Origin of the sequence: Tahibacter sp., from assembly GCF_035481375.1 — a bacterium.
GTDB lineage: Bacteria > Pseudomonadota > Gammaproteobacteria > Xanthomonadales > Rhodanobacteraceae > Tahibacter.
Genome location: NZ_DATIGT010000115.1, coordinates 18,776 through 31,057, shown reverse-complemented (window position 1 = coordinate 31,057; position 12,282 = coordinate 18,776). Strand labels below are relative to the sequence as shown.

13 protein-coding genes are annotated in these 12,282 nt (G+C 70.2%); 10 read left to right on the top strand and 3 right to left on the bottom strand.

The annotated features are described in order from the left end of the window. On the bottom strand, positions 1-1,025 hold a 1,025-nt coding region (locus VLF18_RS07355), incomplete at its 3' end, for a rhomboid family intramembrane serine protease (RefSeq protein ID WP_325278970.1). 187 nt (positions 1,026-1,212) lie between these two features. On the opposite strand from VLF18_RS07355, the gene greB reads away from it, so the two are divergent. Next, positions 1,213-1,716 carry a transcription elongation factor GreB gene (greB, locus tag VLF18_RS07350; protein WP_325278969.1) on the top strand — a complete coding sequence of 168 codons (504 nt, stop codon included), beginning with the start codon at positions 1,213-1,215 and terminating at the stop codon, positions 1,714-1,716. Between the two features lie 81 nt (positions 1,717-1,797). Here the strand turns inward: greB and VLF18_RS07345 are convergent, their stop codons facing one another. Together VLF18_RS07345 and rimO are read right to left on the bottom strand one after the other, a co-directional pair. Then, on the bottom strand, positions 1,798-2,598 hold the full coding sequence (locus VLF18_RS07345) for a DUF3025 domain-containing protein (RefSeq protein ID WP_325278968.1): 801 nt from the start codon (positions 2,596-2,598) through the stop codon (positions 1,798-1,800). Between the two features lie 10 nt (positions 2,599-2,608). Next, a complete protein-coding gene (gene rimO, locus VLF18_RS07340) occupies positions 2,609-3,928 on the bottom strand; it encodes a 30S ribosomal protein S12 methylthiotransferase RimO (RefSeq protein WP_325278967.1) in 1,320 nt (439 codons plus the stop codon). A 201-nt stretch (positions 3,929-4,129) separates the two neighbouring features. Here rimO and VLF18_RS07335 point away from each other — a divergent pair, with 201 nt between their 5' ends. The 9 genes from VLF18_RS07335 (at position 4,130) to pcp (ending at position 12,252) form a co-directional block, all read left to right on the top strand. Then, entirely contained in the window at positions 4,130-6,244 is a 2,115-nt protein-coding gene (locus VLF18_RS07335; RefSeq protein ID WP_325278966.1) for a tetratricopeptide repeat-containing diguanylate cyclase, read from the top strand. 178 nt (positions 6,245-6,422) lie between these two features. Continuing rightward, the gene (locus VLF18_RS07330; RefSeq protein WP_325278965.1) at positions 6,423-7,094 is read left to right on the top strand and encodes a dienelactone hydrolase family protein; all 672 of its coding nucleotides are present in this window, start codon (positions 6,423-6,425) and stop codon (positions 7,092-7,094) included. Beyond that, positions 7,091-7,522: an HIT family protein gene (locus VLF18_RS07325; protein WP_325278964.1), complete on the top strand. Its 432-nt coding sequence runs from the start codon at positions 7,091-7,093 to the stop codon at positions 7,520-7,522. The genes VLF18_RS07330 and VLF18_RS07325 overlap by 4 nt, the downstream gene beginning before the upstream one ends. Further along, the gene (pxpB, locus tag VLF18_RS07320; protein ID WP_325278963.1) at positions 7,519-8,220 is read left to right on the top strand and encodes a 5-oxoprolinase subunit PxpB; all 702 of its coding nucleotides are present in this window, start codon (positions 7,519-7,521) and stop codon (positions 8,218-8,220) included. The genes VLF18_RS07325 and pxpB overlap by 4 nt, the downstream gene beginning before the upstream one ends. Beyond that, complete coding sequence (locus VLF18_RS07315) at positions 8,189-9,205, top strand: biotin-dependent carboxyltransferase family protein (RefSeq protein WP_325278962.1); 1,017 nt, start codon at positions 8,189-8,191, stop codon at positions 9,203-9,205. Before pxpB ends, VLF18_RS07315 begins: the two co-directional genes overlap by 32 nt. Next, complete coding sequence (locus VLF18_RS07310) at positions 9,187-9,954, top strand: 5-oxoprolinase subunit PxpA (RefSeq protein WP_325278961.1); 768 nt, start codon at positions 9,187-9,189, stop codon at positions 9,952-9,954. Before VLF18_RS07315 ends, VLF18_RS07310 begins: the two co-directional genes overlap by 19 nt. Continuing rightward, on the top strand, positions 9,951-10,631 hold the full coding sequence (locus VLF18_RS07305) for a DUF969 domain-containing protein (protein WP_325278960.1): 681 nt from the start codon (positions 9,951-9,953) through the stop codon (positions 10,629-10,631). The genes VLF18_RS07310 and VLF18_RS07305 overlap by 4 nt, the downstream gene beginning before the upstream one ends. Next, positions 10,628-11,599, top strand: coding sequence for a DUF979 domain-containing protein (locus VLF18_RS07300; protein ID WP_325278959.1), 972 nt, complete (start codon positions 10,628-10,630; stop codon positions 11,597-11,599). The genes VLF18_RS07305 and VLF18_RS07300 overlap by 4 nt, the downstream gene beginning before the upstream one ends. After that, on the top strand, positions 11,596-12,252 hold the full coding sequence (gene pcp / locus VLF18_RS07295; RefSeq protein ID WP_325278958.1) for a pyroglutamyl-peptidase I: 657 nt from the start codon (positions 11,596-11,598) through the stop codon (positions 12,250-12,252). The genes VLF18_RS07300 and pcp overlap by 4 nt, the downstream gene beginning before the upstream one ends. Positions 12,253-12,282: the final 30 nt, after the last annotated feature.

The following is a 12,282-nucleotide window of genomic DNA, read 5'->3' as shown; positions in this document are numbered from 1 at the left end:
GGCTCGAGCAGCGCGCGCGCCGGCCGCGCCTCGAGCTTGCCGAGATGCTGCAGCGCGCGTTCGAGCGCATCGTCGTTGGCTTTCTCGCGATCGGCCTTCTCGTCCGCGTCGACGAAGTCGCGGCGTTCCCAGCCGAGCGAGCGCACGGCGAGCGCGAGCAGCGCACCGCTGACGATGCCGCCGGCGTGCGCGTCGAAGCCGACGCCGGCATCCGCGTTCGCCATCAGATTGAACACTTCCCAGCCGAGCCAGAACGGCAGCAGCCACAACGCCGTGACGCGCGAATAGCCGAACACGACGAAGGCCCACCAGAACACCCGTACCTTGCGCATGCCCCAGAGCACGCAGTAGGCCCCCATGAGCCCGGCGATCGCGCCGGACGCGCCGAGCATGCCGCCGGCGTCGCCCCAGTGATACGCGAGTGCAGTCAGTCCGGCGCCGCAGCCGGCGAGCAGATAGAGCGCGAGGAACAGTCCCGCGCCGAGCGCGCCCTCGACGAGCAGGCCCAGCACGACGAGGAAGATCATGTTGCCGAGCAGATGACCGAAGCCGCCGTGCAGGAACATCGAACTGAACAGGCGCGCCGGCGAGATTTCGGAATTGCGCAGCAGATGGCGCTGCGTGAATTGCTGCTGCCAGAGCCGGTCGAACGCGTCGCGCTGCGCCTTCCAGTCGGCGTGGCGCGGATCCTGCGGCGTGAGGATCTGGTCGGTCTGCAGCGCGCGCACGAACGCCGCGTCGGACTGCACGATCTGCGCGGTCAGCGACGGCGGCGGACCGCCTTCGAGCCGGTCGAGCCATTCCTGGCGCCGCTCGTCGGGATGCGTCTGCAGCCATTCGCGATACAGCGGCAATTCGATGCGCGCGAGGCCGGTCTCGGCGTAGTACGCGGTCGCGCGGCGCTCGGCCGCGCCGTCGCCGCTCTGCAGGAACAGGAACACGAACAGGTTGACGACGACGAGCGCCATCGTCGCGAACGGAAAATTGGCCCGGTTCAGCGGGCGATGCAGCGGCACGATCAACACGGAACGACTCCCCTGAAAGTCATCTCCGAGTCCGGCGCATGACTGCGCCGCGGCAACGCCGACGTGTTTGACGGCTCCCCGGACGCCGTGATTCTACGAATTTCGGCGCCGCCTGCGGCGGCTCCCGCTTGCGCCGGACGGCGCATTTCCGAATAGTTCCGACGATCGACACTGACCTGAATCCGCCATGGGACGCTGGCGCCCGCCGCAAGCCGCTTCGACCGCACTGATCACGCGCACCGGCCACGACCGGCTCAAGGCCGAACTCGACCATCTCTGGCGCGAGCGCCGCCCCGAGGTCGTGCGCGCGCTGGCCGCCGCCGCGGCGGAAGGCGACCGCTCGGAGAACGCCGAGTACACCTATCGCAAAAAGCAGCTCGGCGAGATCGACCGCCGCGTGCGCTATCTCGGCAAGCGGCTCGAATCGCTGAAGATCGCGCCCGAGGCGCCGACCGACCGCGGCGCGATCTATTTCGGCGCCTGGATCACGCTCGAAGACGAGCGCGGCAACGAACAGCGCTATCGCATCGTCGGCCCCGACGAAACCGACGCGGCGCTCAGCTGGATCAGCATCGATTCGCCGCTCGCGCGCGCCGCGCTGAAAAAACGCGTCGACGACGAATTCGCCGCCGAGCTGCCCGGCGGCCGCGCGATCTTCGTCGTCGTGGATATCCGCTACGGCGAGGCGTGAGCGCGCTCACCGGTTCTTGGCCGGCGAATACACCGCGACGTCGGGTTGAGCACAGCGAAGCCCAACACCAGACCGCCCGACCTACGCGACGCGCAATGGCTCGGGATATATGCGACCCGCACGCAGCGGCCGGAAGCATTCCGCTTCGGCATAGAACGCCGCCGAGTCGTTCGCGGGATTCCAGCCCGGAATCCCTGAAATCGGCAGCGCACGCAGTTCCTGCGGATCGGTCAGGATGGAACCGTTGTCGATCGCACGCGCCACCGTTGTCATGGCATCGCCGTCGTCCGGCCCGGCGACGACCGCGATCGCCTTGCCGGTGATGAGCTTGCCGGGCACGAGCGCCATTTCGAGCAAGGCGTGGCCGAAGACTTCGGCGCGGATGGTGCCGTCGCACCAGGCCTCGCGCGCCTCCCAGAACAAGGCGCGCCAGTCGTGCGCGTCCCAGCGCGCGAGCAGCTCGCGATCGCGCAGCACGACGATGACGCCGCCTTCGTCGAAGTGCGTCAGCGCGCACTGCGCGCGGCTGCGCTGCTTGTCGCCCATGAGCGCGATCTCGGCGACCTGGCGCCGGTTCAACGCCGCCTTGAGCGGCGTGAAGCGGCGCCAGACCAGCGCATTGAAGAAGTCGTGCCAGTTGTCCGCGCGCGTCGCGATCTCGGCGCGCGCATGAATGCGTGTTTCATAGTGCAGGCCGTCGGCGAGCAGCTGCGGCGTCTGCTCGACGAAACGCCAGCCTGCATCCCAGTCGCGATTGAGCTCGGCGACGCTCGGAAACCGCGCCGCGGCAATCCAGTCGCCGACCGCGTTCCAGGCCGCGAGCGGCGGATGCCGCAGCACGGCGCGGTCGAAGACCTCGCGGCTCGGTGCGACGAAACGCATGCCGCGACGCTCAGTCCGGCAGGCGTGCGAACAGGTCGTGCTGGTCGGCGTGGATCACATCCACGTCGACGAACTGGCCGGGCCGGAGCTTCTGGCCGTTGTCGACATGGACGACGCCGTCGATCTCGGGCGCGTCGGCCGCCGAGCGCGCGACCGCACCGTCGGCGTCGACCTGATCGACGAGCACCGTGATGCGCCGGCCGATCTTGCGATCGAGCCGCTCGGCGCTGATCTCGGCCTGCACTTCCATGAAGCGCTCGAGGCGTTCTTCCTTGATCTCGTCGGGCACCGGATCGGGCAGGTCGTTGGCCCTGGCGCCTTCGACCGGCGAATAGGCGAACGCGCCGACGCGGTCGAGCTGCGCTTCGCGCAGGAAATCCAGCAGTTCCTCGAACTCGGCGTCGGTCTCGCCGGGGAAGCCGACGATGAAGGTCGAGCGGATCGTCAGATCGGGGCAGATCGCGCGCCAGGCCTTCACGCGCGCGAGCACCTTGTCGACAGCGCCCGGGCGTTTCATGAGCCTGAGGATCCGCGGACTCGCATGCTGGAACGGAATGTCGAGGTACGGCAGCAGCTTGCCCTGCGCCATCAGCGGCACGATCTCGTCGACGTGAGGATACGGATAGACGTAGTGCAGGCGCGTCCAGGCGCCGAGTTCCGACAGTCCTTCGCAGAGTTCGGTCATGCGCGTGCGGTAGGACCTGCCGCGCCATTCGCGCTCGGCGTATTTCAGATCGACGCCGTAGGCGCTCGTGTCCTGCGAGATCACGAGCAGTTCCTTCACGCCGCCCTTGACGAGCTTTTCGGCTTCCATCAGCACCTGATCGACCGGCCGCGACACGAGGTCGCCGCGCATCGACGGGATGATGCAGAACGAACAGCGGTGATTGCAGCCTTCGGAGATCTTCAGATATGCGTAGTGCTTCGGCGTGAGCTTGAGACCCTGCGGCGGCACGAGATCGAGAAACGGATCGTGCTTGGGCGGCAGCTGCGCGTGCACGGCGTTCATGACGCTCGCATAGTCCTGCGGACCGGAGATCGACAGCACGTCGGGATGCGCTTGCCGGATCACGTCGGCCTTGGCGCCGAGGCAGCCGGTGACGATGACCTTGCCGTTCTCGGCGAGCGCCTCGCCGATCGCGTCGAGCGATTCTTCGACGGCCGCGTCGATGAAGCCGCAGGTGTTGACGACGACGACATCGGCGTCGTCATAGGTCGGCACGATCTCGTAACCCTCGACGCGGAGCTGGGTGAGGATGCGCTCGGAGTCGACCAGCGCTTTCGGACAGCCGAGGCTGACGAAGCCGACCTTGGGATTCTGGCGGGACATGGAAAACTCGGGGGAAAAGGCAAGCGCGGAATTGTACGGCCACAGCGCCGCAATAGCAGCGCCGGCGGCCGGGCGGGACGGAAGCGGCCGAACCGGGCGCGAGCGTGAAGGTTGTTTACGCGATTCGTTCCCATTCCCGCGCTAGCATGGGGCTACCGGGCCGTATGGGGCGGCCCGCCCACCCCAGGATTTCCTCGCGCAATGCCGATCGGTCAGCCTGCCCCCGCGTGGCGCAAGCGTGCGCTGGCCGTCGTCGCGACTGCGGCTTTCGTCAGCGGCTTCGGCGCGATGGAACGCCTCTATGCCGACGACCTTTCGCCGGTCATGGCCGGCCAGATCGCCGCCTCGTCGCAGCGCGTGGCCGATGTCGTGCGCGATGGCTGGCGCTTCGGCGACCGGCTGTTCGGCCCGCTGTTCGGCCGCTTCGCGCGGCTGCAGCTCGCGCGCCACGTCGGCGTGCTCGAACAGGCGCTCGGCGCCGGCGGCCCCGCTGCCGAAGCCTGGCAGACCGTCGTCGCGCAGGCCCGCGCGCTCGGCAACGTGCCTCGGCTGATCGAAGCGCTGGATCGCAGCGTCGCGCTGGCACTGGCCCGCGGCGACTACGGCAGCGCGTCGTCGCTTGCCGCCGAGCTGCTGCAGCTCGCGCGCCGCAACGGACTCGTCCGCGCCCAGGCGGCGGCCGAAGGCTATCTCGGCGTCATCGCGCGCCGCCGCGGCAAGCTCGAGGAAGCCCGCGCGCACCAGGAGACCGCGCTCGCGCTGCTGCGCAGCCAGAACGACCGCGCCGGCGAAGCCCAGGTGCTCATGAACCTGGGCACCGTGCATCGCGACCTCGGCGATTTCGCGCGCGCGCTCGAACTGCAGATCGACGCCCTGGAACTGCGCCGCTCGCTCGGCAGCCGCGAGCGGCTCGATCTGTCGTACCGCAACATCGCCCTGCTCTACCGCGAAATCGAGGACACCGAGCAGGCCAAGCGCAATTTCGAGGCCGCGCTCGAATCGTCGCGGCGCAACCTCGATCCGCAGTCGCTCGCCGGCGCGCTCGGCAGCTACGCGAGCTTCAGCAACGACATCGGCGAGGCGGACGCCGCGCTGCTGATGGCGCAGCAGGCGCGCGCGATCGACGCGAGCATCGGCAACCGGCCCTACGTCGGGCTCGAGAACGTCGAGATCGGCCGCGCGCTGATCCGCCTCGACCGCGACGGCGAAGCGGCCAAGGTGCTCGCCGACGCGCTCGCCATCGGCCGCGAGCTCAATCATCGCGAAATCATGGGCAACGCGCTGCTGCATCTGGGCCGCATCGCGCTGCGCGAGGGCAACGAGGCGCTCGCGACCGAACGGCTCGACGAAGCCATCCGCATTCTCGGCGAGGCCGGCCTGAAGTCGGCGCTCAGCGAAGCCTTCGCCGCGCGCGAGGACATCGCGACCGCGAGCGGCCAGCTCGCCGCGGCGATCGAATACGCGCACCGTCATGCGGCGCTGCGCGAAGAACTGCTCGGCACGCGCTCGGGCCGCCAGCTCGCCGCATTGAAATCGCGCTACGAGCGCGCCGATGCCGAACAGCGCATCCGCCTGCTGAGCCTGACCAACGAACTGCAGGGCCTGCGCCTGAACCAGCAGGCGCTGCTGCGCAATATCGGCATCGGCGCCGCCGCCGCGCTGGGCGTGCTGCTGCTCCTGCTGTTCAGGCGCTACCGCACGACGCGCCGGCTCAATCGCGAGCTGCAGCACAAGAACGCCGAGATCAGCGCGCACGAAGCGCGGCTCGAAGCGGCCAACGCGAAACTCGAGACGCATGCCGCCGAGCTGTATCAGGCCGCCATCACCGACCCGCTGACCGGCGCCTACAACCGCGGCCACCTGCTGCGCCAGCTCGACGAACACCTGCGGCATGCGCAGAGCGCCGGCCAGGATCTGTCGGTGCTGCTGATCGATTTCGATCACTTCAAGTCGATCAACGACGAACTCGGCCACCTGTTCGGCGACCGCGTGCTCGCGAGCGGCATCCAGGTCGTGCGCCAGTGGCTCGAACCCGGCGATCTCGTCGGCCGCTACGGCGGCGAGGAATTCGTCGTCGTGATGCCCGGCCGCGACACCCACGCCGCCGCCGCGATCGCCGAGCGCCTGCGCGCAAAGGTCGCCCAGAGCCTGTCGACGATGAGCGGCGCGCGCCGCTCGCCGACGATCAGCATCGGACTCGCGAGCCTGCGCGCAAGCGGCGCGGCGACGCTCGAAGACCTGCTCGGCGCCGCCGACATCGCGGTCTATCGCGCGAAGGCCGAGGGGCGCAACCGGGTGGTGCCGTATGCGGCGTGAGGGCAGGAGATAGTGAAGCGGAGTGAGAAACGAATGCGCGTGTCGCGCGCTTCCACTCGGTTCTCGCTCCGCTTAACTCGCCTAGCACATTCGCCGGCCAGCGGAGAAAGGAGTGGTATCGAGCCAAGCCTTGTGCTTACTCTTTTCTCACTCCTCCCACTCGCTCCTCCACTGCCCCATGGGTCAATTCCTCCAGATCCCCACCGCCGGCATGCACTGCATCTCGGCGTATCGCGCCGATCCCGACGGCGAGCCGCTCGGCGGCATCGTCGTCGTGCAGGAAATCTTCGGCGTGAACGCGCACATCCGCCGCGTCGTGGACGGCTATGCGCAGGCCGGCTATGTCGCGATTGCGCCCGCCCTGTTCGACTACGTCGAGAGCGGCGTCGAGCTCGACTACGACGAGGCCGGCGTCGCGCGCGGCCGGGCGCTGGTCGCCGAGATCGGCTTCGATCGCGCCGTCGAGACCGTCGCGAGCGCGGCGCAGGCGATCGCCTCCGCAGGCCGCAAGGGCGTCGTCGGCTACTGCTGGGGCGGCACCGTGTCATTCCTCTGCGCGACGCGGCTCGCAGTGCCCGCGGTCGTCTACTACGGCGGCCGCACCGTACCGTTTCTCGACGAACGCGCGCAGGCGCCGCTGCTGTTCCACTTCGGCGAGCGCGATCCGATCATTCCGCCCGAACACGTCGCGCTGCACCGCGAGAAGCAGCCGCAGGCGCAGATCCACGTCTATCCGGCCGGCCACGGCTTCAACTGCGACGCGCGCGCCGACTACGAGCCGGCTTCGGCCGCACTCGCGCGCGAGCGCAGCCTTGCGTTCTTCGCGCGGACGCTCGGCGGTGGCGCATGAACGCCGACACGCCGTTCGCGCTCGATCCGCGCCTTGCCGGCGACTGCCACGTCGTCGGCGAGCTCGAACTCTCGCGCGTACTGCTGATGAACGACCTGCGCTTCCCGTGGCTGATCCTCGTGCCGCGCATCCCGGGCCTGCGCGAGCTCGTCGAACTCGAGCGCGACCGGCAGCACGCGCTGCTCGACGAAATCAACCGCGCCGCGCACGTGCTGCATGCGATGACGCGGCCCGACAAGATGAACATCGCCACATTGGGCAATGTGGTCGGCCAGTTCCACGTGCACGTGATCGCGCGGCACGTCGCGGATGCCGCGTGGCCCCGGCCGGTCTGGGGCATCGGCGAACGCATGCCCTACACGCCCGAGGAAAGCCGGCGCGTACTCGACCTGCTGCGCACCGGACTTGCGCTGCCGCGCAGCGCATGAACACGCCGCGCGCCATCGAGGAACTGGGCGACCGCGCTCTGCTGCTGCAGTACGGCGATTCGATCGACGCCGATGTGAACGCGCGCGTGCACGCGGCTTCGCGCGCGATCGCCGGGCTCCGGCTGCCCGGCATCGTCGAGCTCGTGCCGGGCTATGCGAGCCTCGCGGTCGTGTTCGATCCCGCGTACTGGCAGGACGAGGAGGCAACGCCGGCGCAGCGCTGCGCGCTCGCGCTGCAGCCGGCCTTCGCCACGTCCGCTGCGGCCACCGGCGATGCCGACGCCGGCGTCGAGATTCCGGTCTGCTACGGCGGCGAATTCGGCCCGGATCTCGACGAAGCCGCCGCGCGCAGCGGCCTGTCGCCGCGCGCGTTCGCCGACCTGCATGCGGCCGGCGACTATCGCGTCGCGATGCTCGGCTTCGCGCCGGGGTTTCCCTATCTGCTGGGGCTCGATGCGCGCCTGCAGCAACCGCGCCGCACCAGTCCGCGCACCCGCGTACCGGCCGGCTCGGTCGCGATCGGCGGCGCGCAGACCGGCATCTACCCGCGCGAGCTTCCGGGCGGCTGGATGCTGATCGGTCGCACGCCGTTATCGCTGTTCGATCTGCGGGCGGCGCCGCCGAACCGGCTGGCCGCCGGCATGCGCGTGCGCTTCGTCGCGATCGATGCCGGAGCGCCCGGCGATCACGGTCGCTGATCCGATGATCACGGTGCTGCGCCCCGGCCTGCTGAGCAGCCTGCAGGACCTCGGCCGCCGCGGCCACGCGGCGATCGGTCTCGGTGCGTCCGGCGCCATGGATCCGACCCTGCTGCGCATCGCGAACTGGCTCGTCGGCAACGACGACGACGCGGCCGCGATCGAGTGCACGCTGCTCGGGCCGCGCCTGCGCTTCGACGTCGCCAGCGTCATCGCCTGGTGCGGCGCCGACAGCGAAGCGCTGCTCGACGGCAGGCACTTTCCGACGTGGCGCCCCGTGCCGGTCGAACCCGGCAGCGTGCTGGATCTCGCCGCACTGCGGCGCGGCGCGCGCGGTTATCTCGCCGTGGCCGGCGGCATCGCAGTCGCGCCGGTGCTCGGCAGCCGCAGCGTCGATCTGAATGCGGGCATCGGTCCCTGCGAGGGACGTGCACTGCGCGCCGGCGACCGGCTCGCGCTGAACGCCGCGGCCGAGCCTGCGATGCGCGCTCCTTCCTGGTCGGTCGCGCCGTCGCATTGGCTCGACACGAGCGCCGTGCGTGTGCTGCGCGTGCTGCGCGGCAGCCACCACGCCGCGCTCGATCCGCGCTCGCGCGACGCGCTGACCGGCGAGCGCTTCCGCGTCGCGGCCGACTCGAACCGCGTCGGCGTGCGCCTGACCGGTCCGACACTCGCCTTGCAGGAACCGCTCGAACTCGTGTCGGCGGCGGCAACACGCGGTACCGTGCAGTTGCCGCCGTCCGGCCAGCCCATCATGCTCGCCGCCGAGCACCCGACCACGGGCGGCTATCCGCGCATCGCGCATCTGATCGACGCCGACCACGGCGCGCTCGCGCAGTGCCGGCCCGGCGATCATGTGCTGCTGCGTCTCGTCGATGCCGACGAGGCGGAATCCGTGCGCCGCCGCCGCGCCGCCGCGCTCGCGCGGCTGCGCGACACGGTGCGACAACGACGACGGGAAAGCGGATGCGACGAATCGACCTGAACTGCGACCTCGGCGAGTCCTACGGCGCCTGGACCATGGGCCAGGACGAACAGGTGCTCGCCGACGTCAGCTCGGCCAACATCGCCTGCGGCTTCCACGCCGGCGACCCGGATACGATGCGGCGCACCGTGCATCTGGCCGCCGCGCGCGGCGTCGCGATCGGCGCGCATCCGTCGCTGCCCGATCTGCAGGGCTTCGGGCGCCGCGAAATGGCCGTCAGTCCCGACGAGGCCCATGCGCTCGTGCTTTACCAGATTGGCGCATTGTCCGCATTTGCCACACGTTCCGGAACGCGCCTGCGCCACGTCAAGCCGCACGGCGCGCTGTACAACATGGCCGCGCGCGATCCGGCGCTGGCCGCGGCGGTCGCGTCCGCCGTCGCCGCATTCGATCCGAAGCTGATCCTCGTCGGTCTCGCCGGCAGCGCGCTGCTCGACGCCGGCCGCGCGGCCGGCCTTGCCGTCGCGGCCGAAGCATTCTGCGACCGGCGCTACCGCGCCGACGGCAGCCTGACGCCGCGCCGCGAGGCCGGCGCGGTGATCCACGACCTCGACGCCGCCGTCGCGCAGGGGCTGTCGATCGCGCTGCGCGGCGAAGCGTTCACGGCCGACGGCAGCCGCGTCGCGATCGCTGCCGACACGCTGTGCATCCACGGCGACAAGCCCGACGCGGCCGCGTTCGCGCACCGTCTGCGCGCGGAACTCGAAAGGGCCGGCGTCGCCGTCGCCGCACTGGGCGGTGACGCATGAACTACTGGCCGCTGCTCGGCGTCGCGAGCGTCGTCGCCGGTTTCGCGCTGCGCTTGAATCCCATGCTCGTCGTCGTCGCCGCGGGCTTCGTCAGCGGCTTCGCCGCGGGGCTGCCGCTGCCCGACCTGCTCGCGCTGCTCGGCAAGGCCTTCGTGTCGACACGCGCGCCGCTCCTGATCGTGCTGACCCTGCCCGTCGTCGGCCTGCTCGAACACGCCGGCCTGCGCGAGCACGCGCAGCGCTGGATCGCCGGGCTCTACTACATGAGCCTGTCGCTGCTGCTGATCTACTACATGGCGCTGCGGCAGATCCTCGGCGCGCTCGGACTCACCTCGATCGGCGGCCACGCGCAGACCGTGCGTCCGCTGATCGCGCCGATGGCCGAAGCCTCGGCGCGTAAAGCCGCGCCGGAACTCGACGACGCACAGCGCGAACGCACGCGCGCCCTCGCCGCGGCGACCGACAACGTCGGCCTGTTCTTCGGCGAGGACATCTTCATCGCATTCGGCGCAGTGCTGCTGATCCAGACCTTCTACGCGTCCAACGGCATCCAACTCGAAGCGCTGTCGATCGCGCTCTGGGCGATACCCACGGCGATCGCCGCGTTCGTGATCCATGCCGTGCGCATCGTCGTGTTCCAGTATGGGCTCACGCGCGGCGCGGGGCCGAAACCGTGATCGCGCTGGCCTACGTCTGGTGGCTCGCCGCGCTCGTACTCGGTGCCGCGGCGTTCTTCGACCTGCGCGCCGGGCGCTGGAGCAACGCGCTGTTCTGGGGACTGCTCGCGATCGTGTTTGCCGCCGGCGATGCGATCCTCGCCGCCGACAAGGCCGGCAACCGCCTGCCGACGCAACTGGCCGGCGTCGCCGTCGTCGTCATGGCGCTGCTCGCCGGCAGCGGACTGCTGCGACGCGCGCCGGCCGGCGCCGACGACACCGCCGCGCGCGACGCCTCGGCGCTGCGCCTCGGTCATCGCCTGTTCGTGCCGGCGCTGACGATTCCGCTCGTGACGACCGCGCTGTTCCTGCTCGCGCCGTATCTCGTCGCCGGCGACTGGCGCCTGTTTCCCGCGACCAATGCGACCGTGCCGGCGCTCGCACTGGGCTGCTGCATCGCCGTGCTCGTCGCGCTGCGCGTGACGCGCGCGCCCGCGACGCAGCCGCTGCGCGAATCGAGCCGCCTGCTCGATCAGCTGAGCTGGGCCGTCGTACTGCCGATGCTGCTCGCCGCACTCGGCGGCGTGTTCGAAGCCACCGGCGTCGGCGGCGCGGTCGCGTCGCTGATCGGCCAGGTGATTCCGACCGACAGCCGCCTCGCCTGCACGATCGCCTATGGCCTCGGCATGATCGTGTTCACCGTCATCATGGGCAATGCGTTCGCCGCGTTTCCGGTCATGACCGCCGGCATCGGCCTGCCGCTGCTGATCCGCCAGCACGGCGCGGACCCCGCCGTCGTCGGCGCGCTCGGCATGCTGACCGGCTACTGCGGCACGCTGCTGACGCCGATGGCGGCGAACTTCAACATCGTTCCGGCGGTGCTGCTCGAACTGAAGAACACCTACGGCGTGATCCGCATGCAGGCCGCGACCGCGGCGCTGCTCGCGACCACCAATATTGCACTGATGTACTTTCTCGCCTTCCGATGACGTCCGACCTGCCCCGCGTGCTGTTGACGGGTTTCGATCCGTTCGGCGGCGAAACGCTGAACCCGTCCTGGGAAGCCGTGCGCCGCCTCGACGGCGAAATCGTGCGCGGCCATCGCGTCTTCGCGCTGCAATTGCCGACCTGCTTCGGCCGCTCGCTGCGCACGCTGCGCGCGGCGCTGACGCGCACGACACCCGACCTCGTGATCTGCGTCGGCCAGGCCGGCGGCCGCTCGCGGCTGTCGCTCGAACGCGTCGCGATCAACGTCGACGACGCGCGCATCGCCGACAACGCCGGCAGGCAGCCGGTCGACCGCCCCGTCGTGCGCGGCGGCCCGGCCGCATATTTCTCGACCTTGCCGATCAAGGCGCTGCTGCGCGCGCTGCAAAGCGCCGGACTGCCCGCCGAGATCTCGCAGACCGCCGGCACCTTCGTCTGCAACCACGTGTTCTACGGCCTCATGCACGCGCTGCGCGAAGCGCCGCACGTGCGCGGCGGCTTCGTGCACATCCCGTTTCTGCCGGAGCAGGCCGTCGCGCATGCCGGCGCACCGAGCCTCGCCCTCGACGCCGTCGTCGCGGGCCTGCGCGTCATCGTCGACACCGCGCTGCGCACGCGGCGCGATGCGCGCGTGGCGGCGGGCACGACGCACTGAGGTGGAACCACCGATGCGTGAAAGCAGGAG

Excerpts from the sequence above, each read along its gene's own strand:
- greB (WP_325278969.1), top strand. The coding sequence starts at position 1,213 with ATGGGACGCTGGCGCCCGCCGCAAGCCGCTTCGACCGCACTGATCACG.
- VLF18_RS07345 (WP_325278968.1), bottom strand. The coding sequence starts at position 2,598 with ATGCGTTTCGTCGCACCGAGCCGCGAGGTCTTCGACCGCGCCGTGCTG.
- rimO (WP_325278967.1), bottom strand. The coding sequence starts at position 3,928 with ATGTCCCGCCAGAATCCCAAGGTCGGCTTCGTCAGCCTCGGCTGTCCG.
- VLF18_RS07335 (WP_325278966.1), top strand. The coding sequence starts at position 4,130 with ATGCCGATCGGTCAGCCTGCCCCCGCGTGGCGCAAGCGTGCGCTGGCC.
- VLF18_RS07330 (WP_325278965.1), top strand. The coding sequence starts at position 6,423 with ATGGGTCAATTCCTCCAGATCCCCACCGCCGGCATGCACTGCATCTCG.
- VLF18_RS07325 (WP_325278964.1), top strand. The coding sequence starts at position 7,091 with ATGAACGCCGACACGCCGTTCGCGCTCGATCCGCGCCTTGCCGGCGAC.
- pxpB (WP_325278963.1), top strand. The coding sequence starts at position 7,519 with ATGAACACGCCGCGCGCCATCGAGGAACTGGGCGACCGCGCTCTGCTG.
- VLF18_RS07315 (WP_325278962.1), top strand. The coding sequence starts at position 8,189 with ATGCCGGAGCGCCCGGCGATCACGGTCGCTGATCCGATGATCACGGTG.
- VLF18_RS07310 (WP_325278961.1), top strand. The coding sequence starts at position 9,187 with ATGCGACGAATCGACCTGAACTGCGACCTCGGCGAGTCCTACGGCGCC.
- VLF18_RS07305 (WP_325278960.1), top strand. The coding sequence starts at position 9,951 with ATGAACTACTGGCCGCTGCTCGGCGTCGCGAGCGTCGTCGCCGGTTTC.
- pcp (WP_325278958.1), top strand. The coding sequence starts at position 11,596 with ATGACGTCCGACCTGCCCCGCGTGCTGTTGACGGGTTTCGATCCGTTC.